The sequence below is a fragment of the Streptomyces sp. MBT53 genome, from assembly GCF_016654115.1.
GTDB lineage: Bacteria > Actinomycetota > Actinomycetes > Streptomycetales > Streptomycetaceae > Streptomyces.
Genome location: NZ_JAEQAZ010000014.1, coordinates 31024 through 52687, shown reverse-complemented (window position 1 = coordinate 52687; position 21664 = coordinate 31024). Strand labels below are relative to the sequence as shown.

Genomic DNA, 21664 nt, shown 5'->3' with positions numbered 1-21664 from the left:
GCCTCCGGCGACCGACCCCCGCCCCCGACCCGATCGCACCCCACAACGGGTCGCTACCGCCCGAACGCCCGCGCGGGTGTTGGGATGGAGGTGGCAGAAAGGGGCCGCGGTGGACGGCGACGACGAGGTAACCGGGTCGGAGCAGGGCTCGGCGGATCGGTTCGTGCTCGCGCGGCGGGCGGTTTCCGCGATCGGGTCGACGCTCGACGAGCGCAGGACCGCGGCGGAGTGCGCGAGGTTCCTCGTCGAGGAGCTGTGCGAGGCCGCGGCCGTCGACCTGTTCGCGCAGGACGAGGCACGCCCGGCACCGCACGGCATGCTGCACCCGATGGCCGCCGTCGGCCGCAAGGAACTCCTCGACAGCCTGCGCAGCGCGCCACGCGAGGACGTCATGGTCCGCGCCCTGGACGCCGGCCACCCGATCACCACCTCCTTCACCACCAACGACCACGGCGTCCTGGCCGCCCTGTCCGTGCCGCTCACCGCCTGGGGCAAGGCCTACGGCGCGCTCCTCGCGATCCGCGCCGGACGGACCTTCGGCGACGACGAGGCCGCCGCCGTGCACTACGCGGCCCGCCTCACCGCCGCCCATCTGCACCACGCCGTCGAACACCACCGACTGCGCACCACCGCCCTCAACCTGCAACAAGTGCTGCTCACCGAACCCAGCCGCCCCCACCCCAACATCGAGATGGCCACCCGCTACCTCCCCGCGGGCAGCGGCACCCTCGTCGGCGGCGACTGGTTCGAGGCCGTACGACTCCACTACGGCCGCACGCTCCTCGTCATCGGCGACGTGATGGGGCACGGCCTGGACGCGGCCGTCGACATGAACGCCTACCGCTCGATGCTGCGCTACGTCGCCTCCACCGACCTGCCGCCCCACCGCATCCTGCGCCAGATGGACACCGCCATGTCCGAGGAGCACAACCGCCGCCCCGCGACCTGTCTGCTCGCCCTCCTCGACCCGGACCGCGGCACCGCCGCCTTCGCGAGCGCCGGCCATCTGCCGCCCGCCGTCTTCCACCGCGACGGCGCCGGCGAACTGATCCCCGTCCCCGTCGGCCCACCCCTCGGCACGGGCTCCGCCGACTACGAGATGACCACGCTCACCCTCACGTCCGACGACACCCTGGTCATGTACACCGACGGGCTGGTCGAGCGGCGCGGCGAGGACATCGACATCTCCTTGTCCCGGCTGGCCCGGCTGCGCCTCCACCCGGGCCAGGGCGTCTCCCGCCTCCTCGACGACATCGTGCTGCGCCTCCACGTCCAGGAGGCCGAGGACGACGTCGCGGCGATCGCCGCCCGGCTCCGCCCCAGAGGTTCGATTCCCGGATAACTTCGCAAACGGGAAACCGCTATGGCGGCCGACGCCCCCGGACGGGTCGGATCATGCTCCGGCCAGCCGTCTCCCAAGGTTCGGCAACACCCCGGCAACGCCCGGGTGTTGCCGGTCACGGCTTGGCCAACCCCTTTCCGCACGTTGGCCGCAAATTCACCGCACGCCCCTGACGCCCCATACCTGAGCGGGCGGAGAGTGATCCGAGGTCTGGTCCACGAGATCCCTCGAAGCTCTTCAAGAAGGGGCAATCATGGCCGAGTTGACACGTCGTAGACTCCTGGGTTCGGCCGCCGGCGCACTGGGCGGTGCCGCGGCTCTCTCCCTCCTCCCGCCGAGCGTCCAGAAAGCCGTCGCCGCCGAGCCGCCGAAGAACGGCTCGCTGCGGGACATCGAACACGTCGTCATGCTGATGCAGGAGAACCGGTCGTTCGACCACTACTTCGGAACTCTCTCCGGCGTTCGCGGTTTCGCCGATCCGCACGCTCGCAAACTCGACACCGGGCGCAGCGTCTTCTACCAGCCGGACGCGGTGAACCCGAAGGGCTACCTCCTCCCGTTCCACCTCGACACCCACACCTCCAGCGCCCAGGCCATCCCGTCCACCAGCCACGCCTGGTCGGTGCAGCACCAGGCCTGGAACAACGGCAAGATGGACCAGTGGCTGCCCGCCCACCGCGCGGCCGACGGCGTCAACGGCCCCTATGTGATGGGCTATTACACGCGCGAGGACATCCCGTTCCAGTTCGCGCTCGCCGAGACCTTCACCATCTGCGACAACTACTTCTGCTCGGTGTTCGGGCCGACCTGGCCCAACCGGCTGATGTGGATGACCGGTTCGATCGACCCCGGCGGCACCCAGGGCGGCCCCATCATCAGCAACGTCGCGCCAACGCCCTACCGCTGGACCACGTACGCGGAACGCCTCCAGAACGCCGGAGTCAGCTGGAAGGTGTACCAGGAGGAGGACGACTACGGCACCAACATGCTGGAGCAGTTCGCGTCCTTCAAGAACGCCCAGCCCGGCTCCGACCTGTACGAGCGGGGCGTACGGCCGCAGGCGCACGGCACGTTCGAGGACGACGCGCGCAACGACCGTCTCCCGACGGTGTCGTGGATCTGCCCCACGAGCTACCAGTCGGAGCACCCGGACTACCTTCCGGCCGCGGGCGCCGACTACGTCGCGTCGAAGATCGAGGCCATCGCGTCCAACCCGAAGGTGTGGCGCAAGACCGCGTTCATCCTCAACTACGACGAGAACGACGGCCTGTTCGACCACGTCGTCCCGCCGACGCCGCCGGTCGGCACGAAGGGCGAGTTCATCCAGGGGCTGCCGATCGGCGGCGGCTTCCGCGTCCCCGCCATCATCATCTCGCCCTGGACCGTGGGTGGTTGGGTCGCCTCCGAGGCCTTCGACCACACCTCGGCGCTTCAGTTCCTGGAGCGGTTCACCGGGGTCGAGGAACCGAACGTCACCGACTGGCGCCGCGAGACGTTCGGCGACCTCACCACCGCGTTCCGCTTCCGCGACGCCCGCCCGCGCTCGCCCCGGCTGCCCCACGACACGGCGGAGCAGCTGGAGAAGGCGCAGGAGGAAGTGGCGACCCTGCCGAAGCCCACCCTGCCCGGCGCGGACCAGAAGTTCCCGCACCAGGAACGGGGCCGCCGCCCACACGTCTGACCCGGACCACTCCGCCACGGATCACCCTGTCACGGGCGGCCCGGGCCGGGGTCATACGGCCAGGGCCGCCCGCGCCGCCGACAACGCCTGCTCGGCATAGCCGCGCCCGAACAGCACCACATGCACCAGCAGCGGAAACAGCTGGTGCAGCCCGACGCGGTCGGTCCAGCCGGGGGCGAGCGGCGCGGCCTCGCGATAGCCGGCCAGCACCTCCGCCAGAAACGGGCAGCCGAAGAGACGCAGCATCGCCAGGTCGGTCTCCCGGTGTCCGCCGTGCGCGGCCGGGTCGATCAGCCGGACGTGTCCGTCGGCGCCCCACAGCACGTTGCCGTTCCACAGATCGCCGTGCAGCCGGGCGGGCGGCTCGGCGGGACCGGCGAGTTCGGGGAGCCGTTCGCAGACCCGCTCGACCACCGCGGCCTCGGCCTGCTCCAGGGTGCCCATGTCGACCGCGGTCCGCAGATAGGGCAACACCCGTTGTCCGGCATACCAGTTGGGCCAGTCGGCGGCGGGAACGTTGCGCATCGGGGCGAGCCCGATGTACGCCTCCGTGGGTCCGTCGGGCGGCGGCGCGCCGAACGCCGGTGCCCCGGAGGCGTGCAGGGCGGCCAGGTCCCTGCCGAACATGACCGCCGCCCGCGCGCTCGGCGGCCCGGTGCGCATGCGATCGGTGATCAGCCACCGCTCGTCCAGCCCGCGTACGGCGGGCACACGGACCGTACCGGCGCCCCCCAGCCAGCGCAGCCCCGCCGCCTCGGCCCGCACCGCGTCGGGGGCCGCATCGCCCTTGACGATCACCAACTGCCCGCCGTCGAGCGTGACTTCGGTGACCGCCCCGGACAACGGGCGCTCACCGGTCACCGCACGCCCGGTGAGCCGGGCCGCCGCCGCGCTCGGGGTCTCGCTCTCGATCACGGGGACAGCGTAGGACCGGTCCACGAGTTCCCGACCGACAGGCCGGACTCGCGCAGGACCCGGTCGACCGTCTCCTCCAGCGGACTCGTCGCCGGGACCACCGTCTCGACGCCGCCGGGCAGCACGTCCAACGGCCGGTACCACTCCCGGAGTTGGTGCTCCGTGACCTCGTCCGCGGTGGGCTTCGTGGCGTGCCGGGCCAAGGTCTCCTCGAACGGCACGTCGAGGTAGTAGCAGTGCGTGCGCCCCGGATGGTCGGCGAGCAGCCCGGCCAGCATCTCGCCGTAGTGGGCGCCGTAGAGGATGCCTTCCAGCACGGTGTGGAAACCGTGCGCCAGCGCGTGCCGGACGGTCAGGTCGATCAGGCCGATGTTCGCGCCGCCGGGGACATCGCGCTCGCGCAGCACCTCCCGGCGCAGGACGTCCTGGCGCACGAGCGCGATACCGCGCCCGTACCGCTCGCGCAGGGCGGTGGCCACCGTGCTCTTGCCGGAGGCGCTGTTTCCGCGCAGCACGATCAGCCGGGTGGGGGAGGAGGGCGGCGTGGTCACCGGGGCACCCTACCCGTCGTGTACCGCCGAGTGACCGAGTGGGCACAATGCGTCCCCCGGGGCCCGCTCGCTCTGCTTATATCGTGAGAAAATGGTGTGACAGCGGTGATTGGTGGCAGGGCCATGACGGACGCGACGATCGACTACGCGGCGGTGTTCCAGGGGCTGCCCGGCATGGTGGCGCTGTTGACACCCGACCTGGTGTACGCGGACGCCAACGAGGAGTTCCTGCGGATGTCCGGCCGCACCCGCGAGCAGGTCGTCGGGCGATTCCTCTTCGACGTCTTCCCCGACAACCCGAACGACCCCGCCGCCACCGGCATGCGCAACCTGGAGACCTCGCTGCGCCGCGTCATCGCCACGGGCGAGCGCGACACCATGGCCCTCCAGCGATACGACGTCGAGTCCGTGGCCTGCCCGGGGAAGTGGGAGGAGCGCTACTGGAGCCCGGTCAACACACCGCTCCTCGATCCGGACGGCAAGGTCGTGCTGCTGGTCCACCGCGTCGAGGAGGTCACCGAGCTCATCCGGGCCCGCGGCCGCTCCGGCGGCGGTCGCACCCGGGTGCTGGAGGCCGAGCTGTACACCCGCGCCCGCGAACTGCAGGAGGTCAACGAACGTCTGCGCGGCGCCCATGCCCGCGAACGCGAGGTCGCACTCGCCCTTCAGGAGGCGATGCTGCCCACCAGCCGGCAGAGTACGGGCCACCAGATCGCCGTACGGTACCGGCCCGCGGTCGGCTCCCTGAACGTGTGCGGGGACTGGTACGACGTCGTCGACCTGGTCGGCGGCAACCGTATCGGCGTGTCCGTGGGGGACGTCGTCGGCCACGGCCTGGCCGCCGCCGGTGTCATGGGCCAGCTGCGCAGCGCGCTCACCGCCACTTCCCGGGTCGCGGACGGTCCCGCCCAGGCCCTCGACGTCCTTGGCCGCTACGCCAACGTCGTCGACGGCGCCGAATCCGCCACCGTGGTCACGACCTTCGTCGACTTCGACGACCACACCATCACCTACAGCAGCGCCGGACACCCACCGCCCGTCCTGGTCCGCCCGGACGGCAGCGTGGAGTTTTTGGACCGGGCCACCGACCCGCCCCTCGACGCCCGCCCCGACCCGACGCCCCGACCGCAGGCCGGCACCACGTTCACACCCGGCACCACCCTGGCCCTCTACACCGACGGCCTGATCGAACGCCGCCACGAGGACATCGACCGAGGCCTCGTCCGCCTCGCAGACTCCCTCGTCCGCCACCGCAACAGCGACCCCGAAGCCCTCGCCGACGCCGTACTCCTCGAACTCCTCCCGCACGGCGGCGCCACCGACGACACGGCCCTGATCATCGTCCGACTGTGACCGGCGGCAGAGCGATCGCGGTCTTGCGACTCAAACGACGATGCAGGTGAGCGCCGCCCACAGCAGCGGCGAGTGCTCGATACGGCCGTCCGCGCGCCAGCGGTCGAGCTGCCCGCGCTGCCAGCGGCCGAGCCGGTGCACGGGGTCCTCATGCTCGTGCGCCTCGTCGACCGCGACGACCGCCTCCGACAACGGGCGTACGGACTCGGGCAGTTGAGCAAGGCGGTGGAAGGCGAAGCTGGTCGGCAGGACCCAGCGGGTGGCGGTGACCAACTCGGCGCCGTTGTGCAGCATCGCCGTCGCGGGCCCGAACGACTCGGCGAACCGCAGATCACCGCCGCTCTCGCAGCCGATGAGCGCGACCCGGGCCGGCGCCGGCCAGATCCGCGCGCCCGGCTCGCCGTCCGCGCGCAGCGGGAGCGTCCCCAGCAGCAGATCCTTGGCCGACAGCGGCCGATGCGTGCGCAGCGGTTCGGCCAGGCCGACGATCTCCGCGGCGCAGGACAGGTGCAGCGTGCCGTCCTCGCTCTGCCCGCCCTCGACCGGCGCACCGCTGACGTGCCCGACGTACAGCAGCCTGCGGGCGCCCTTGCGCAGCGCACCGCTCAGCCAGTCCCGGTCCAGGTCGGTACGGCGGAACGCCTCCGCCGGGGTCGCCACGGACGGTACGACGTCGCCCGCGTCGAGATGCCGCCGGACCAGCGACAGCAGCTCCGGGTCGGAGCCGGGCGGCCCCAGCACCGAACCGAGCGCGGAGTCGGCGCGGAAGCCGGGGACACGGGGGTCCAGGACGAGGACGACAGGGCCCGTGTCCGCGTCCGTGTCCGCTTCCGCGTTCTGTGTCGCTGCGGCCGACGGAATTCGGGGCCGCACCGACGCCGGTGCGGTGGTCACCACGTCCGCCAGGTCGATGAGCCGCACGTCTTCGTCGTCGTCCACGGCGAGCAGCTCCCAGGGCACCTGGGCGACCCGGGGCGACGGCTGGATCCGGACCAGCGGACGGCCCGCACGCTCCGACACCTGACGTATCTGCGCGGTCAGGCCCTCCGGCCACAGCGCCTCGGCCAACGTTCGCGCGAGCCTGCGCTCGCTGTCGTGATCGGCCAGCGCGCCCGTGAACGCCCGCCGCATGCCCTCCGCCCCGTCGCCGGTCCCCGGCAGGGCATCGGTGAGTGCGCGGACCGCCCGGTCGATCTCGTCGCCGGGGCCGTGACCGGTGCCGAAGCCCCGGGCCCCGCCCGCCCAGGTCCAGGTCATGTACAGATCACCGGCGTCGGCCAGCCGGATCTGGACCACCGGGCGGCTCGTCATGTCGTCGGTGATCCAGAACGGCACCTCCTCCGCGTCCACGATCCGCCGGCCGTACCGGAACTCGGCCGCCGCGATGTACTCCTGGAGCGCGAGACGTCCCGGGCCCGACTGCGCCGACATCCGCACCTTCGGCGGCGGCGAGACCCGCAGCCCGGCGGAGGCGGCGGCCTCGGCGGCTACCCCACCGAGGGTCATGGTGCCGTTCGCGTGCCCGTCATCGTCGCTCGCGTCGTGCCAGTACGTCTTCATGGCCGCGTTCGGGAAGACGGAAGCGCGGTCCTCGACCGGGGCGGTGGCCGTGCTCGGACTCAGGGCCAACGTCGCGCCCGCGCAACGGTGTTCGGCCAGTTCGAAGAGCAGCCCCTGGTCCTGCCGGCGCATCACCAGACGGAACACCAGCTGTACGGCGTCCTCGGCGAGCCGCAGCCACTCACTGCGCGCGTGGGCGGTGGCGAAGTCGTAGCGTGCCGCCTCCAGGGCCAGCGCGGCGGGCAGCGCGAAGGAGAGCGCGTTGTCGATGGACTCCCGCTCCCGGTCGCCGTGGTCGGCCCGGTTCAGGTTGTCCTCGAGGGTGCGCGCGAGCATGAGGTCGACCTGCGCGCACCGCTCGTACACCGCCCGCTCCTGGTACACGTCCCGGGCTCCCTGGGCCAGCCGCTTCATCTCGTCGATGTCGCCCCGGGCGTAGGCGTGTTGGGCGCCCAGCAGCATGGTGTCGGCGGCGGCGATCGAGGCCCCGAGCCGTTCGAACCGTTCCAGGCTCGCCGCCAACAGGCCCTCCGCGCCGGTGTCGTCTCCGCGCCGACCGGCGAGGAAGGCACGCGCCTGCTCGCAGACCGCGAGGTCGCCGAACCACCCCTGCCGCTCGAAGAACGCGGACGCCTCCGCGAACAGCCGCTCCGCCAGGTCGAGTTCGCCCCGGTGCAGCGCGGTGTACGCCCGGTGCGCCAGCAGTGTCTGCTGCTCACCGGTGTTCCCCGACAACCGGAAGCGCTCCTCGGCGCGCGCGAAATGGTCCTCGGCCGCGTCGAAGCGTCCGGTCGACGAGCAGATCAGACCGAGGGCGACCAGCAGGCGCGGGATGGTCTCCACCGCCGTCTCCGGGGTGGTCGACAGCAGCGCCGACGCCTGTTCCTCGGCGGCTCCCCACGCGCCCCGGTCCATCAGCAAGTGCACCCGGTTCAGGCCGAGTTCGGAGGTGCGCAGCCCGTCGGGGTCGTCGAACTCGGGCAGTCTGAGCGCCGCCTCGTCAAGACAGGCCAGCGCCTCGTCCAGGTGCCCGGTCCTGCGCAGCAGATCGGACCTGGCGATCAGCGTCCGCAGTACCAGCTCCAGCCACAGCTGACGGCCGCGCGGCCCCATCGGCGCCGACGCGATGCCGTCGAGCAGGGCGTGGGACCGGTCCAGGGCATCCTGCGCCGCCCCCAAGTCCGTGGCGGCGAGCTGGACACTCGCGACGTTCGCCAACAGGTGCGCGCGCAGGAACCGTACGTCGGGGGAGTCCTCAAGGGACTCGGCCAACGTGAGCAACTCCTCGTACACGGCGACCGCGGCAGCGACTTCGGCGTTGAGGTGATGCTCCTCGGCCCGGGCCAGACCGCTGTCGAACGGTTCGCCGTAGAGAGGTGTCACCGCGTCGACGCCGTCTGTCGTGTCGTCTTCCTGGTCCGGCATCCGTCAGTAGTCCTCATCGGTGGTGGCGGCGGCGATCTCGGCGAGGAACGGCGCGGGGGAACTGCCGTGCGGTGGCGCGTCGTTCGGGACGGGCAGTGCCGCCGTCGCGAGGCGCCGCCGGACCAGTGCGCGGATCGCGTCGCGTTCGGCTCCGGTGTCGGGACCCGGTCCGGGGTCGAAGCCGGGCAGCAGTACGTCGAGTTCGACGCGCGGCCGGGTCTCGCCGGGCGGAAGGTCCAGATCCGCGCGGCCGGTCCACATGTCGTCCCGTCTGGCGAGGGCGACCCGTGTGTGCGGGCCGTCGTTCACCCGGACCTCCGCCGCGAGAGGTGCACCGGTGACGGGTGCCGCGCTGTGCGCGACGACGTCGACCTCGAACTGCCGTCGCGCGCCGAGCGCGCGGGCGGTCCAGGACACCGCGGTCTCGGAGGCGTCGACGAGCCCGGGCGGATAGCGGCGCCAGTCGTTGGTCCCCGAGCCCCGGGCGATCAACCGGCCACCGGCGACCAGCTGTTCACCCGCCGCGAGCGCGTAGCCGTCGTTCCGGGCGAACAGCGTGCCGGGGTCCGACGAAATGGTGGAGGCCGGACTGGACCGGTCCAGGACCGAGCGCAGCCGACGCAGTTCAGGGCCGTCCAGACCGGCGCCGTCCGCCGCGTCGTCGATCAGCCGCAGCACGCGCTCCAACTGCTGTGCCGTGTCCGCCGATGCGGCGCGCCACCACTGGATCAGCGGATCGAGGGCTGCCCGGTGCTCCTCGATCAGCTCGGCCGCACAGTCGTCGGGCTGATCACCGACGTCAGCAAAGTCACCGAAGCTGTCAGTACTCGCGTCGAACAACTGCTGGCACTGATGGGTCAGCGCCGCCAACTCCAGTCCCAGCAGGTCGGGTTGGAGCGCCGGTATGCCGTCGAGGTGCGAGGCAGGCCACCAGCGGGCCGCCCAGTGCCCGAGACCGAGCCGTGCGGCGTCGGCCGCGAGCGCGGTCGGGTCCACCGGAACCCCTGTTCCTGTCAACGGGCCCGTCGCGCAGGCGTGCACGGCGGCGGCGACGCCCTCGCCGTAGACCGCCCACAGCCACTGCTGCGCCCGCCCCACGTCGTGGATCTCGGCGGTCGGCGGCCCCGGGTCCCCGAGGACGGGCCAGGTCAGCACCGCTCCGGCGACGTCGAGCACCGCCCGGGTGAAGTCGGGACCGGCGCTGCCAGCGGCGACGCGGACGATGCCGTCGTCGTCCCGCGTGACGCGGACCTCCACGGGCGGCGGCGCCATCACGCACTCCTCGACTCGGCCGCTTCGGCTACGGACGACGGTGGTGCCGTGGGCGTCGACAGCGCGCGCAGCGCCGACCGGACCCTGGCCCGGTGGTCCATCATCACCGAGCGGGCGACCCCGTCGAGCACCGCCCAGGCCGCCGCGGAGTCCGCCAGCGGCGCGTCGCGGACGTCCCGTCCGTGCAGTCGCACCCACAACCGCCGCATATAGGCGGCCCAGGGCGTACGAAGATCCTGGGCGAGGGCGTCCAGCACGCCGCCGTCCGGATCGGGGCGGGGAGAGACGGTCATCCGGCGGGCCCGCAGGACCGAGGCCTCCCGACGCCAACGGCTGTTGACCGCCCGGTGCGCCGAGGTTCGTCCGGGCGCGGACTCCCCGGTGCCCAGCGGGTCGAGGCCGACCGCGAGCCGGCCGCCGAGTACGACGGCGACGCGCAGACTCTCGTCGTACAGACCGAGCGGAGCGCAGCTACGGCCGACCTCGCGCCGGACGAGTTCCGGGACCGTCGGCAGTTCCTCGCGCCGGGCCGAGGACTGGAGCACGACGAAGAGCCGCTCGAAGAGCGTACGGTCCAGCGGCGCGGGGAGCGTGGCCGTCGAGGCACTCCGGCCGACCCGCGGACGCGGCGGCAACTGCCGTTCCGTCAGCCCCAGATGGACCGGCAGCTCGGCACGGCCCCAGACCTCGCCCGTGCCCGCCCACATGGCGCGGCCGAGCGACTCACCGTCTCCCGCCTCGACCATGCCCCCGTACTCCGGCGGGTTCCGCGGCCCGTCCGGCTCGCCGCAGGCTTCGAGCACCTCGGTGGCCCGCGCGACCACCCCGGCCGTACCGGAGGTGGCAGCAGTCCGGCGACTCTCCCACACGAGGGTCAACTCCCTCTCGATACGGGCGTGTTGGGCGTCGTCGGCCAGATGGCGCTTGAGCGCGTCCACCGTACGGCCGCCGTCCGCTTCGGCCACGTCCTCGACGACGGCCCTGGCCAACGCACCCGCACCGCCGTCCGCACCGGCGGCGGGCGCTCCGTGCTCGGCGGCGAGTTCGAAGCACCGCTGGAAATACAGGTCCTGCGGATTGCCCGCCACCACGCCCAGCGCCCGCCGGGTTCGCTTGAGCAGAGTGAACCACTGTGCCGTCGCGACCAGCCGCGCACCGGACTCCCGTATCAGCGCGTCGAGTTGGGCGGCCGGCCCCGGCGCGAGGAAGTCGGCGGCGAGTTCGGGATGCAGCGCGGGCCGGACGACCAACGGCAGCAGGATCAGCTTGACGGTCCGGGTCAGCGGGGCGCCACCGGGACCGCTGAGCGGTTCGAGACCCGGCCCGAGAGCACGCCAGGAGCCATCGATGACCATGGCGCGCGGACGGCGCGTAGCGGTCGACTGGCTCGGAAGCGGCATGTCAGGAGGGTACGTCGTCCCGGATCGGGCGGTCGAACCTGGGATCGGTAGGCGAACGGGAGCACCTAGCGTCCACAGGGACAGCGGGAACCACGGGACATCACCCGATCAGAAGGAGGAACCGTCATGGGACTCTTCGGACGTCGCCAGAGCCGCCAGGAGCGGGCCGCGGAGATCGCGGCACAGGTGGCCGGAGGCAAGGGCTTCTACGGCCGCGCCACCCGCGCCTTTCTCGGCAAGGAGGACTACGCCAGGGTCCAGGAGTCGATGGGGGCGTACAACTCCGGCCTCGGCGTACAGCAGTTGCTCGCGGCGGGAGCGCCGACCACGTCCGCCGTCGTCGTGTCGATCGGCGACACCGGCCAGCTGATCAACTACGACCCGGTCGTCGACCTCGTGGTGCAGCCGTCGGGCGGCGCCGACCGGATCACCCTGCGGACCATCGTCTCCAAGCTGCGGATCCCCCGCACCGGCGACGAGGTGCTGCTGGTCGCCGACCCCGCCCGGCCGGGTGCCTACCTCTACGCCGGGGACGGTACGACCCCGTGACGCCGGCACTGCCGTACGACGCGCCGGTGACCGGCTCCGCGCTGCTGTCCTTCGACGGCCGGGTGCTGGAGGTGTTCGGTTATGTCGACGCGGCCCGGTACCACGTCTGGGAGGAGCCCCGGATCGAGTTCCGCAGCGGCCGGATCCGCCGGCTGACGATCATCACCAAGTCCGGCAGGAAGCACACCGTCCTCTACGACGAGCCGCACCTCCCCGGACTGCGCGTCCTGGCGGACCTGTTGGAGCGGAGCCGGCCCCGGACCCCGGAGAGCTGACATGGCGGACGACGGGGTCGGCGCCGCCGATCCGGTGCAGATGTCGCTGGTCGACCGGGTCAGCTGGTGGGACGCCGTGAACCTGTACTTCAGCGCCGCGACGCTGTGTCTGTGCGGCCCGGTCATGCTGGCCTGCACGGTCTTCGGCGGCGCCGAACTCCTGCTCATGGGCGTCGTGTTCACGGTGATCTTCCTTCCCGTGGGTCTCGGGCTCTGGTTCCACACGAACCTCGAAAGAGAGCACAACCGACGGCTCGACGCCGTAGGGGTCCCGGCGACCGCGGAGATCCTCGACCTGACCGACTTCGAGTGGAACGGCGAGGAGTCCGGCGTCCTGGTCGAGCTGCGGATCAGCGGGCCGGGGCTGCGGACGTTCGAGACGACCTGGAAACGCACGCACCACCCCGCCCTGCGCGTGGGCCTTTGGTGCAAGGCGGTGGTCGACCCGGCCGGCGGACGGTTCCGGGTCGAGTTGTGAGCAATGTCAGTGAGCCGCGAGTCCACGGATTTTCGGTGAAGCGAGTCCCCAGAGGACAGGAACGGAGGACAGGCCATGCGTAGCCGCGCCGGAGTGTTCATCGGCAATCTGCTGTTCGCCGCGCTCTGCTGTTGTACGGGCCCGATCTTCCTGGCCATTGGCTACGCCGCCTGGGACGACGACCCCGGCTGGGGCTGGCCGGCGGCCGTAGCGGCGGCCGGGGCCGCCATCACGCTCACGATCCCCGTCTCCGCGATCAGCTCGACGCGGAAGGAGTTTCCCGGGATCACACGAAGAGACCGCCTGAAGGGCGGGGGCCTCCCGTACCGGGACGACACCTTCGTGCTGTTGGCGCCCCGGTCCCAACAGGGCTCGCCGCAGGCGCGGTTGCTGCGGGCGGACGTACTGGAGGCATCCCTGGTCCGGTACAACCCGGACGGCGAGTCGACCTTCACCACCCACGTGGGCAACTACACCCCCGACGAGTTCACACCGCTGATCGGACTGAGACTGCGGGTACGCGACACCGAGGAGACCGACGACGGGACCGACGGGAGCGGTGACTTCGAGGTCTCGGGCGAGTGGCGGGTGTCGGCCGTGTGTCTGTCGGCGATCACGGCGGGCCGTCTGGTCGTCCTCGTCGAACCGGCCGCTCCCGGGGCGCAGCGAGCCGTCACGCCCGAATGGCCGCGCAGCGCCCTGCTCGCGGGCACGAGGACCAGCCGGCTGATCGATCTCGAAGGCCGCTCGGCCGAGTTGACCCGGCGCTCGGGCCGCCAGCTCCAGCAGATGCGGATCTCGCGGGAGGCCGGAGGCGTCGTCATGACCGGCGACACGATCGACCTGCGGACGCTCGACCCGTACACGGCGGCACGCTACGCCGCTCTTGCCGACCGGTACCGTGACCACCCCGAGGACCAGGCACCGGTGAGCGAGCCGGGCGAGGAGACGCGTTGGCTGGCGGACGAACTCCCGGGTGAGAAAGGTGGGTTCGGATGGGTCGGCCGCCGTTGGTCGCGGCGCGGTGGGGTGTTGGTGCGCGCCCGCTTCCTGGAGATGCGCAGCACGACCACCTTCCAGGACCACGGACCGGTCCTCGACACGGTCCTGCGCATCCAACCTGCTGACGGCACAACCCCGTTCGACGCCGCCCGGCAGCTGACGGTCCCGATGGACTATCTGACGGTCCTCCACCGGACCAAGGAGGTCGTCCTTCTCGTCAGCCCGAACGGCCGCTCGTACGTGGTCGACTGGGCCCGCACCAGCCTCCTCGCGGGCGTGACCGAGGCCAGGGTCATCGCCCCGGACGGCAGAGAGCTCCCGGTGGCGGGACGCCCCGACCTCATCTGGGCCCTGATGAACCTGCTGGCGTCCCAGGGCCTTTCGGTCACGAAGCCCGTCCTGGACCTCCGCAAGCGCCGCCTTCGCGCGGTGGCTGGCATGGTGACGCGGGTGGTCCAGGACCACACGGACCCCCGCACCTGTGCATGATGTGCGCTGTGGATGGTGCGAACGGCGACAACGGACAGCGACCGACCAGAACGGGCCGACCGCCCGCGACCTCGCGGGCCGTCCTCGAACGGGTGGGCTTCGAACTGTTCGCGCGGCGCGGCTTCGACCGTACGACCGTCGAGGACATCGCCGCCGCCGCAGGCATCGGCCGCCGCACCTTCTTCCGCTACTTCGCCTCCAAGAACGACCTGGTGTGGGGCGACTTCGCGGCCGAACTGGTCAAGCTCGACGCCCTGTTGGCGGCCACCGATCCGGCCGCCCCGATGATGGACGCGCTGCGCGACGCGGTCGTGGAGTTCAACCGCTTCGACCCGGCGGTGGTGCCCTGGCACCGACAGCGCATGGCGCTCATCCTGCGGGTCCCGACGCTGCAGGCCGACTCGACCGTGCGGTACGCGTCGTGGCGGACACTCGTCACGGAGTTCGCCGCCCGCCGCACCGGCCGCCCGCCCTCGGACCTGCTGCCCCGGCTGATCGGCCACACCGTCCTCGCCGCGTGCATCGCCGCCTACGAACACTGGCTGACGGACGAACAGACAAGCCTGGCCGACCTGTTGGACCAGGGACTGCGGCAACTCGCGGCCGGCTTCGAGGGCCAGGCCCCGGCCCTCGCCTGACCCGTCGATCCGGGTCACGGCAGGTCGCGCCGCATGGCGTCGGCGACGAGTTCGCCGACGAGCACGGCGGTGGCCGCCGGACCGCGCAGGGGCGGAGTCGGCAGGATCGACGTGTCCGCGACGCGCAGGCCCACGACACCGTGCACTCGCCCGTAGTGGTCGACGGCCGCCCCGGGATCGCCGGCCGGGCCCATGGGAACCGTGCCGCAGGTGTGCTGCGAGGTACCGAGCCGCGCCTCGATCCACCGGTCGAGCAGCCCGTCGTCCGCCAGCACGTCCGGCCCCGGCTCCACAAGCCCGCGCGACACCTCCGCGAACGCGTCGGTGGCGACCAACGCGGCCGTGGCACGGGCCACTTCACGCAGCCGCCGCCGGTCCTCGCCGGTTGCCAGATAGCCGTAGTCGATACGCGGGGGAGTGGCGGCGTCGGCGGACAGCGTGCGCAGTCGGCCGCCGAGCCGGGGCGACTGGACGGACGCCAGGAAGGCGAGAGGCGCGCCGGGGACGGTCACGGTGCCTCCGGTCAGCCCCGCCATCGGCACGAGTGACTGAAGAACCTCCAAGTCTCCCGGATGGTCGCCGTCCGACGCGGACAGATGAAGGCATCCACCGAGCCAGGAGCCGACGGGCGCGGGCAGCGGCCGCCGGGGCAGCCACTCCAGCACCAGTTGCGGGTGATCGCCGAACCGGGCTCCTACAGCAGTGGAGTTGACGGTCACGGGAATCCCGAGGCGCGCCAGCTCTTCCTCCGGACCGACGCCCGACAGACGCAGAAGCTGCGCGGAGCCGAAAGCCCCTGCGCACAGCACGACTTCGCCGCACTCCACCGTCGTACGACGCCCGTCGCGCTCGACGACGACACCGGTCGCCCGACCGCGCTCGATGACCACCTGAGTCACCGAACTGCTGCCCATCACGGTCAGGTTGGGACGATCGAGTGCGCTCAGTAGATAGCCGACACCGGTGTTGACCCGTATCCCGTCCACGGCGTTGGACGGCACCGGCCCGAACCCGGGTGCGCCCTGGGCGTTCTTGTCGGGCTCCTCGGGAAGGCCCAACTCCCGTGCGGCGGACCGGAATGCGATGGCGGCGGGATGCCACAGGTCCGTACGCCGGACCCGTACCGGACCCTCGGCGCCGTGCGACTCGTCCGCGCCGTAGTCGAGATCGGTCTCCAGGGAACGCAGCAGCGGAAGCACCCGTTCGTACGACCAGGCAGCGCCTCCCGCCGCCGACCACCGGTCGAAGTCCTCGCGCCGGGCCCGCACGAAGTAGCCGCCGTTGACGGTGGTCGACCCGCCGAGAACGCGCCCCCGCACGACCGTGTAGGGCCGCTGCGGCGTGAGGTGGACGGCGTACGGCTGGACGGCGGGATGTCCGGGCTGTGCACCTGGAACGAATCGCGCGTCCAGCAACTCACGTGCGAAACGCGGGCGTTGGCGCGGCACGGGCCCCGCCTCCAGCACCAGCACGCTGCGGTCGGAGTCCTCGCTCAGCCGCGCGGCCAGGGGAGCTCCGCTGCCGCCCGCACCCACGACGATGACGTCCGGGCGGCTCAACCGGACCTCGGCGTCGATGTAGACCGACCGGTCGAAAGAATCATGGTGACTCCCTCTTCACTTTCGGCACCGGGTGCCATTACTGTCGACCGCGCAGCCGCTCGTATGCCGAGCCGTATGCCCCGCCGGATGCCCAGGGAGATTCGCATGAACGAGCTCCACTCCGTACCGACCGTCCCGGCCAACGAGAGCAGGGCCGAAGAACCCGTCACGGAACAGCAGTTGATCGAGGCCGACGACCTCATCGAGGAGATCTCCATCGACGGCATGTGCGGTGTCTACTAAGCCGCCCGCATGACCGCGCCGACCCTCGACCGCGCCCTCGGTCTGCACCCCCAGGTCTCGGTACGCCCCGAACCGTTCGGCGCGCTGCTCTACCACTTCGGGACCCGCAGGCTGACGTTCCTCAAGGACCGCAGACTCCTGGCCGTCGTCGAGTCCCTCGCGGATGCCCCCACGGCCCGTGCCGCCTGCCTCGCGGCCGGTGTGCCGGAGGCCGAACTACCGCGCTACGACAGGGCGTTGGCCGCGCTCGCCGAGTCCTCGATGCTCGTCGGAAGGACCCCATGACCGCCACTGCCCAACCGACCCGGCTGGTCGACCTCTTCGAGTCCGGACTCGACGCGCCGATCTGCCTCACCTGGGAACTGACCTACGCCTGCAACCTGGCCTGCACCCACTGCCTGTCCAGCTCCGGCCGCCGCGACCCGCGCGAGCTGTCCACCGCCGAAGCCAAGGCGGTCATCGACGAGTTGGAGGCCATGCAGGTCTTCTACGTCAACATCGGCGGCGGCGAGCCCACCGTCCGCGCCGACTTCTGGGAACTCCTCGACTACGCCACCGCCCACCACGTCGGCGTGAAGTTCTCCACCAATGGCGTCCGCATCACCCCCGAGGCCGCCCGCAGGCTCGCCGCCAACGACTACGTCGACGTCCAGATCTCCCTCGACGGCGCGACCGCGGACGTCAACGACGCGGTACGCGGCCCGGGTTCGTACGCCATGGCGATCAAGGCCATGGAACACCTCTCCGCCGCGGGCATGCGCAATTTCAAGCTCTCGGTCGTCTGCACCCGCCACAACATCCCCCAACTCGACGAGTTCAAGGCCCTGGCCGACCACTACGGCGCCCAGCTCCGCCTGACCCGCCTGCGTCCCTCCGGCCGCGGAGCCGACGTATGGGACGAACTCCACCCGACCGCCGGCCAGCAACGCGAGCTGTACGACTGGCTGTTGGCGCACGGCGAGCACGTGCTCACGGGTGACTCCTTCTTCCATCTCTCCGCCTACGGTGAGGCGCTGCCCGGCCTCAACCTGTGCGGCGCCGGACGCGTGGTCTGTCTGATCGACCCGGTCGGCGACGTCTACGCCTGCCCGTTCGCCATCCACGACGAGTTCCTCGCGGGCAACGTCCGCGCGCCCGGCGGTTTCACGGAGGTATGGCGGGGCTCGGAACTCTTCGCACGCCTTCGCACCCCGCAGCACGGCGGAGCCTGCGCCTCCTGCGCGTTCTACGACACCTGCAAGGGCGGCTGCATGGCAGCCAAGTTCTTCACCGGCCTGCCCCTCGACGGCCCCGACCCCGAGTGCGTGCAGGGCTACGGGGAACAGCAACTCGCCAAGCGTCCCAGGGATAGGGCGGATCTTCCGAAGTCGTCCGTCGACCACTCCCGCCGCCCGCCCGTGGACCTGGTCCTCAGCCGCCGCTCGGACCTGGAACGGCCCCCGGTCAGCGACTGCGCCGAGGACCCCTTGGCCGGCCTGCGCCTGAGCCGGCACCTCTAGAAGAGAGAACACGTCATGGGCAGGAACCCCTGGTTCGAGACGGTCGCCGAAGCGCAGCGCCGGGCGAAGAAGCGACTGCCGAGCACGGTCTACGGCGCGCTCGTCGCGGGCTCGGAGCGCGGCCGTACGATCGACGACAACACGGCGGCCTTCGCCGAACTGGGCTTCGCCCCCAGGGTGGTTGGCCATCACGCGGAGCGGGATCTGTCCACGACCGTGCTGGGAATCCCCACTTCGCTCCCGGTGCTCATCTCGCCGACCGGAGTGCAGGCGGTGGACCCCGAGGGCGAGGTCGCCGTGGCCCGGGCGGCGGCGAGCCGGGGTGTCGTCATGGGGCTGAGTTCCTTTGCCAGCAAGGCGGTTGAAGAAGTCGCCGCCGCTCAACCGGACCTCTTCTATCAGCTGTACTGGAGCGGCACCCGCGCGACGATGGTGCAGCGCATGGACCGGGCCCGGGCAGCCGGTGCCAAGGCCCTCATCGTCACCCTCGACTGGTCCTTCTCCCACGGCCGGGACTGGGGGAGCCCGTCCATCCCCGACAAGCTCGACCTGAAGACCATGCTGAAGTTCGCACCCGACGTACTGCCTCACCCCGGCTGGCTGCTCCGGTTCGCCAAGTCCCGCCGCCTGCCCGACCTTTCGGTTCCCAACCTGCGGCCCCCGGGCGGCGAGGCCCCCACCTTCTTCGGCGCCTACGGGGAATGGATGCAGACCACGCCGCCGACCTGGGAGGACGTGGCGTGGTTGCGCACGGAGTGGGGCGGGCCCTTCCTGCTCAAGGGAGTCACCCGCGTGGACGACGCCAGGCGGGCCGTCGACGCCGGAGTCTCCGCGCTCTCCGTCTCCAACCACGGTGGCAACAACCTCGACACCACCCCCGCCACCATCCGGGTGCTCCCCGCCGTCGCGGACGCGGTCGGCGACCAGATCGAAGTCCTCCTGGACGGCGGGGTCCGCAGGGGCGGCGATGTCGCCAAGGCCCTCGCCCTCGGCGCCCGCGCCGTCCTGATCGGCCGCGCCTATCTCTGGGGCCTGGCAGCCAACGGACAGGCCGGAGTCGAGAACGTCCTGGACATCCTGCGCGGCGGACTCGACTCGGCGGTGCTGGGCCTCGGGCACTCCTCCGTCCACGAGTTGTCGCCCGACGACCTGGTGATACCGCCGGGCTTCCGCCTGGAACTGGGCACCCGTTCCGGCCATGACGCACCGGCCGCCCGGGCATGACCGGCGACCGGACGACCGAACTGGCCCACACCGCCTGGCCGGACGTGCCGCCCGACGCACTCGTCCTGCTGCCGATCGGCTCCACCGAACAGCACGGCCCGCATCTGCCGCTCGACACCGACAGCGTCATCGCCCACGCAGTCGCCCGACGAGCCTCAACTGCCCTTCCCACCGCGCTGGTTGCACCGACCCTGCCCTACGGCGCCAGCGGCGAACACGCGGGCTTCCCGGGAACCGTCTCGATCGGCCACGAGGCACTGCGCGCGGTACTCGTGGAGTTGGTGCGCTCACTCTCCCTGTGGGCCGCGCGGATCGTCCTCGTCAACGGCCACGGCGGCAACGCCGCCACCCTCGACACGGCCGTCCGCCTGCTGCGCGCCGAAGGCCACGACGTCGCCTGGACCGGCTGCTCCGTACCCGGAGGCGACGCGCACGCCGGCCGTACGGAGACCTCGCTGATGCTCCATCTCGCCCCGGAACATGTGCGGTTGGAGGCGGCGGTCACCGGCGACACCCGGCCGCTGTCCGTCCTCCTCCCCGAGCTGATGGCACACGGCGTCCGCGCCGTCTCACCGTCAGGCGTCCTCGGCGACCCGACCGGCGCGTCTGCGGGGGAGGGCCGTACGACGATGGACGCGATGGTGTCGACGGCAGTACGCCGGATCACCACCTGGACCGTCGACGACCGGGGCCGCCTCACCGAGCCCGCCCACCAGGCCGTACGACCATGACACTGCCCATCGGCTTCCTGGTCGAACTCGACCGGCACACCCGGATCGTGGACGGCGGCCGGGCCCTCGTCGGCGGCTTCCCGACTCGGTTGATCCGGCTGACGCCACGGGCCCAACGGCTGTTCTCCGGGCGGACGTTGTGTGTGCGGGACGCGGCGGGCGCGCTGCTCGCGGACCGGCTGCTCGACCTCGGCATGGCCAACCCGGTCGTCGGCGCACTGCCCCCGCCCGCCGACCCCCGCTACACCGTGGTCGTACCGGTCCGCGACCGACCACGCCAACTCGCCAGGCTGCTCGGCAGTGTTGGCGGCGGCCATCCGGTGATCGTGGTCGACGACGCGTCCCGACATCCGGAGGCCGTGGCCGCCGTAGCCGCCGAACACGGCGCAAAACTCCTTCCCTTGACCACGAACGTCGGCCCGGCCGGTGCCCGCAACGCAGGACTGAGGCTCGTCACGACCCCCTTCGTGGTGTTCGTCGACTCCGACATCGTGCTGGCCCCCGACACCGTGCCCACGCTGCTCCGGCACTTCACCGACCCGGCTGTCGCCATGGCCGTACCCCGCATCACCGGACTGCCCTCGGCCGCCCCCACCTGGATCGAGCGCTACGAGAACGCCCGCTCCTCCCTCGACCTGGGCGCTCACCCGGCCGGAGTACGACCCGGCAGCCCCGTCTCCTGGGCCTCGACTGCCTGCGTCGTGGCGCGGACCGACGACCTGGCGGACGGGTTCGACGAAGCGATGCGGGTCGGTGAGGACGTCGACCTGTGCTGGCGACTGATCGAGCGGGGCCGCCGGGTGCGCTACGAACCGGCCGCCGAGGCGGCCCACGAACACCGGACCCGCGCCGACGACTGGCTGCTGCGCAAGGCCGTCTACGGCACCGGGGCCCACCCGCTCGCCGAACGCCACCCGCGGTTCATCGCCCCCGCCGTGTTCGCCCCGTGGAGCGCGGCACTCGTCACCGCCCTGCTCGCCCAGCGGCGCTGGTCGGCGCCCGTCGCCGGGGCCGTCCTCGTCGGCGTCACCTTCAAGATCGGCCGCAGACTCGGCGACACCCGAGACCGCCACCGGCTGGCCGCGCGGCTCACGGCCAACGGCGCGCTCGCCGCCCTGGCCCAGACCTCGGCCCTCCTCAACCGGCACTGGTGGCCGCTCACGGTCGTCGGCTGTGTCGCCTCCCGCAGGGTGCGGCGGGCGGCGGCGGTGGCCGCGCTGGCCGACATCGCCCTGGAGTACCGACGGGACCGGGCCGAACTGGACCCGGTCCGCTACGGCGTCGCCCGCCGCCTCGACGACCTCGCCTACGGGGCGGGCGTCTGGCTGTCCGCCCTCAAGGGACGCTCCACCACCGCCCTGCGGCCTCGCGTCACCCGCTGATCCACAGTCCCGGTCAGCGGAAATCGGCCAGCAGGCGCTCGGTTCCGGAAATGA

At 71.8% G+C, this 21664-nt stretch carries 20 protein-coding genes; 14 read left to right on the top strand and 6 right to left on the bottom strand.

The genetic code is table 11. The features are described 5' to 3' along the window. The first annotated feature begins 109 nt into the window (after window positions 1–109). Together JHN45_RS07715 and JHN45_RS07710 are read left to right on the top strand one after the other, a co-directional pair. Window positions 110–1342 (top strand): PP2C family protein-serine/threonine phosphatase, encoded by a 1233-nt coding sequence (locus JHN45_RS07715; protein ID WP_200715907.1) that lies wholly within the window; start codon window positions 110–112, stop codon window positions 1340–1342. Between the two features lie 253 nt (window positions 1343–1595). After that, window positions 1596–3023, top strand: coding sequence for an alkaline phosphatase family protein (locus JHN45_RS07710; RefSeq protein ID WP_200715908.1), 1428 nt, complete (start codon window positions 1596–1598; stop codon window positions 3021–3023). Window positions 3024–3074: 51 nt separating this feature from the next. Here JHN45_RS07710 and JHN45_RS07705 read toward each other — a convergent pair whose 3' ends face one another. Further along, entirely contained in the window at window positions 3075–3938 is an 864-nt protein-coding gene (locus JHN45_RS07705; protein ID WP_201048507.1) for a fructosamine kinase family protein, read from the bottom strand. Beyond that, a complete protein-coding gene (locus tag JHN45_RS07700; protein ID WP_201048506.1) occupies window positions 3935–4489 on the bottom strand; it encodes an AAA family ATPase in 555 nt (184 codons plus the stop codon). Before JHN45_RS07700 ends, JHN45_RS07705 begins: the two co-directional genes overlap by 4 nt. A 123-nt stretch (window positions 4490–4612) precedes the next feature. Here JHN45_RS07700 and JHN45_RS07695 point away from each other — a divergent pair, with 123 nt between their 5' ends. Further along, the gene (locus JHN45_RS07695; RefSeq protein ID WP_201048505.1) at window positions 4613–5842 is read left to right on the top strand and encodes a PP2C family protein-serine/threonine phosphatase; all 1230 of its coding nucleotides are present in this window, start codon (window positions 4613–4615) and stop codon (window positions 5840–5842) included. Between the two features lie 30 nt (window positions 5843–5872). On the opposite strand, the gene JHN45_RS07690 is transcribed toward JHN45_RS07695, so the two are convergent. The 3 genes from JHN45_RS07690 to JHN45_RS07680 are packed head-to-tail and all read right to left on the bottom strand — an operon-like array spanning window position 5873 to window position 11499. After that, window positions 5873–8827 carry a CHAT domain-containing protein gene (locus tag JHN45_RS07690; protein ID WP_201048504.1) on the bottom strand — a complete coding sequence of 985 codons (2955 nt, stop codon included), beginning with the start codon at window positions 8825–8827 and terminating at the stop codon, window positions 5873–5875. 3 nt (window positions 8828–8830) lie between these two features. Then, window positions 8831–10099, bottom strand: a complete 1269-nt coding sequence (locus JHN45_RS07685; protein ID WP_201048503.1) for a hypothetical protein — start codon at window positions 10097–10099, stop codon at window positions 8831–8833. Continuing rightward, window positions 10099–11499 carry a hypothetical protein gene (locus tag JHN45_RS07680; protein WP_201048502.1) on the bottom strand — a complete coding sequence of 467 codons (1401 nt, stop codon included), beginning with the start codon at window positions 11497–11499 and terminating at the stop codon, window positions 10099–10101. Before JHN45_RS07680 ends, JHN45_RS07685 begins: the two co-directional genes overlap by 1 nt. A gap of 126 nt (window positions 11500–11625) precedes the next feature. Between JHN45_RS07680 and JHN45_RS07675 the strand changes: the two genes are divergently transcribed. From JHN45_RS07675 to mftR, 5 genes are all read left to right on the top strand, one after another. Next, window positions 11626–12048: a hypothetical protein gene (locus JHN45_RS07675; RefSeq protein WP_200712295.1), complete on the top strand. Its 423-nt coding sequence runs from the start codon at window positions 11626–11628 to the stop codon at window positions 12046–12048. After that, window positions 12045–12323 carry a hypothetical protein gene (locus JHN45_RS07670; protein ID WP_200712296.1) on the top strand — a complete coding sequence of 93 codons (279 nt, stop codon included), beginning with the start codon at window positions 12045–12047 and terminating at the stop codon, window positions 12321–12323. The genes JHN45_RS07675 and JHN45_RS07670 overlap by 4 nt, the downstream gene beginning before the upstream one ends. 1 nt (window position 12324) lies before the next feature. After that, complete coding sequence (locus JHN45_RS07665) at window positions 12325–12801, top strand: hypothetical protein (RefSeq protein ID WP_200712297.1); 477 nt, start codon at window positions 12325–12327, stop codon at window positions 12799–12801. Between the two features lie 75 nt (window positions 12802–12876). Continuing rightward, on the top strand, window positions 12877–14292 hold the full coding sequence (locus JHN45_RS07660) for a hypothetical protein (protein ID WP_201048501.1): 1416 nt from the start codon (window positions 12877–12879) through the stop codon (window positions 14290–14292). A gap of 8 nt (window positions 14293–14300) precedes the next feature. Further along, complete coding sequence (mftR, locus tag JHN45_RS07655; protein ID WP_307783055.1) at window positions 14301–14930, top strand: mycofactocin system transcriptional regulator; 630 nt, start codon at window positions 14301–14303, stop codon at window positions 14928–14930. A 14-nt stretch (window positions 14931–14944) separates the two neighbouring features. Here the strand turns inward: mftR and mftG are convergent, their stop codons facing one another. Then, entirely contained in the window at window positions 14945–16489 is a 1545-nt protein-coding gene (mftG, locus tag JHN45_RS07650; RefSeq protein ID WP_201048500.1) for a mycofactocin system GMC family oxidoreductase MftG, read from the bottom strand. A gap of 147 nt (window positions 16490–16636) precedes the next feature. Here mftG and mftA point away from each other — a divergent pair, with 147 nt between their 5' ends. Genes mftA through mftF form a run of 6 tightly spaced genes read left to right on the top strand, consistent with a single transcriptional unit; the run spans window position 16637 to window position 21610 of the window. After that, complete coding sequence (gene mftA / locus JHN45_RS07645) at window positions 16637–16774, top strand: mycofactocin precursor MftA (protein WP_200712300.1); 138 nt, start codon at window positions 16637–16639, stop codon at window positions 16772–16774. A gap of 9 nt (window positions 16775–16783) precedes the next feature. After that, window positions 16784–17059, top strand: a complete 276-nt coding sequence (mftB, locus tag JHN45_RS07640; RefSeq protein ID WP_200712301.1) for a mycofactocin biosynthesis chaperone MftB — start codon at window positions 16784–16786, stop codon at window positions 17057–17059. Next, window positions 17056–18273 (top strand): mycofactocin radical SAM maturase, encoded by a 1218-nt coding sequence (gene mftC / locus JHN45_RS07635; RefSeq protein WP_201048499.1) that lies wholly within the window; start codon window positions 17056–17058, stop codon window positions 18271–18273. Before mftB ends, mftC begins: the two co-directional genes overlap by 4 nt. 15 nt (window positions 18274–18288) lie before the next feature. Continuing rightward, a complete protein-coding gene (gene mftD, locus JHN45_RS07630; RefSeq protein WP_201048498.1) occupies window positions 18289–19497 on the top strand; it encodes a pre-mycofactocin synthase MftD in 1209 nt (402 codons plus the stop codon). Then, window positions 19494–20228: a mycofactocin biosynthesis peptidyl-dipeptidase MftE gene (gene mftE / locus JHN45_RS07625; RefSeq protein WP_201048497.1), complete on the top strand. Its 735-nt coding sequence runs from the start codon at window positions 19494–19496 to the stop codon at window positions 20226–20228. The genes mftD and mftE overlap by 4 nt, the downstream gene beginning before the upstream one ends. Next, complete coding sequence (gene mftF / locus JHN45_RS07620; protein WP_201048496.1) at window positions 20225–21610, top strand: mycofactocin biosynthesis glycosyltransferase MftF; 1386 nt, start codon at window positions 20225–20227, stop codon at window positions 21608–21610. Before mftE ends, mftF begins: the two co-directional genes overlap by 4 nt. Window positions 21611–21664 lie beyond the last annotated feature (54 nt).

Excerpts from the sequence above, each read along its gene's own strand:
- JHN45_RS07695 (WP_201048505.1), top strand. The coding sequence starts at position 4,613 with ATGACGGACGCGACGATCGACTACGCGGCGGTGTTCCAGGGGCTGCCC.
- JHN45_RS07665 (WP_200712297.1), top strand. The coding sequence starts at position 12,325 with ATGGCGGACGACGGGGTCGGCGCCGCCGATCCGGTGCAGATGTCGCTG.
- mftC (WP_201048499.1), top strand. The coding sequence starts at position 17,056 with ATGACCGCCACTGCCCAACCGACCCGGCTGGTCGACCTCTTCGAGTCC.
- mftA (WP_200712300.1), top strand. The coding sequence starts at position 16,637 with ATGAACGAGCTCCACTCCGTACCGACCGTCCCGGCCAACGAGAGCAGG.
- JHN45_RS07710 (WP_200715908.1), top strand. The coding sequence starts at position 1,596 with ATGGCCGAGTTGACACGTCGTAGACTCCTGGGTTCGGCCGCCGGCGCA.
- mftB (WP_200712301.1), top strand. The coding sequence starts at position 16,784 with ATGACCGCGCCGACCCTCGACCGCGCCCTCGGTCTGCACCCCCAGGTC.
- JHN45_RS07680 (WP_201048502.1), bottom strand. The coding sequence starts at position 11,499 with ATGCCGCTTCCGAGCCAGTCGACCGCTACGCGCCGTCCGCGCGCCATG.
- mftD (WP_201048498.1), top strand. The coding sequence starts at position 18,289 with ATGGGCAGGAACCCCTGGTTCGAGACGGTCGCCGAAGCGCAGCGCCGG.
- mftE (WP_201048497.1), top strand. The coding sequence starts at position 19,494 with ATGACCGGCGACCGGACGACCGAACTGGCCCACACCGCCTGGCCGGAC.
- mftF (WP_201048496.1), top strand. The coding sequence starts at position 20,225 with ATGACACTGCCCATCGGCTTCCTGGTCGAACTCGACCGGCACACCCGG.
- JHN45_RS07675 (WP_200712295.1), top strand. The coding sequence starts at position 11,626 with ATGGGACTCTTCGGACGTCGCCAGAGCCGCCAGGAGCGGGCCGCGGAG.
- JHN45_RS07685 (WP_201048503.1), bottom strand. The coding sequence starts at position 10,099 with ATGGCGCCGCCGCCCGTGGAGGTCCGCGTCACGCGGGACGACGACGGC.
- JHN45_RS07660 (WP_201048501.1), top strand. The coding sequence starts at position 12,877 with ATGCGTAGCCGCGCCGGAGTGTTCATCGGCAATCTGCTGTTCGCCGCG.
- JHN45_RS07690 (WP_201048504.1), bottom strand. The coding sequence starts at position 8,827 with ATGCCGGACCAGGAAGACGACACGACAGACGGCGTCGACGCGGTGACA.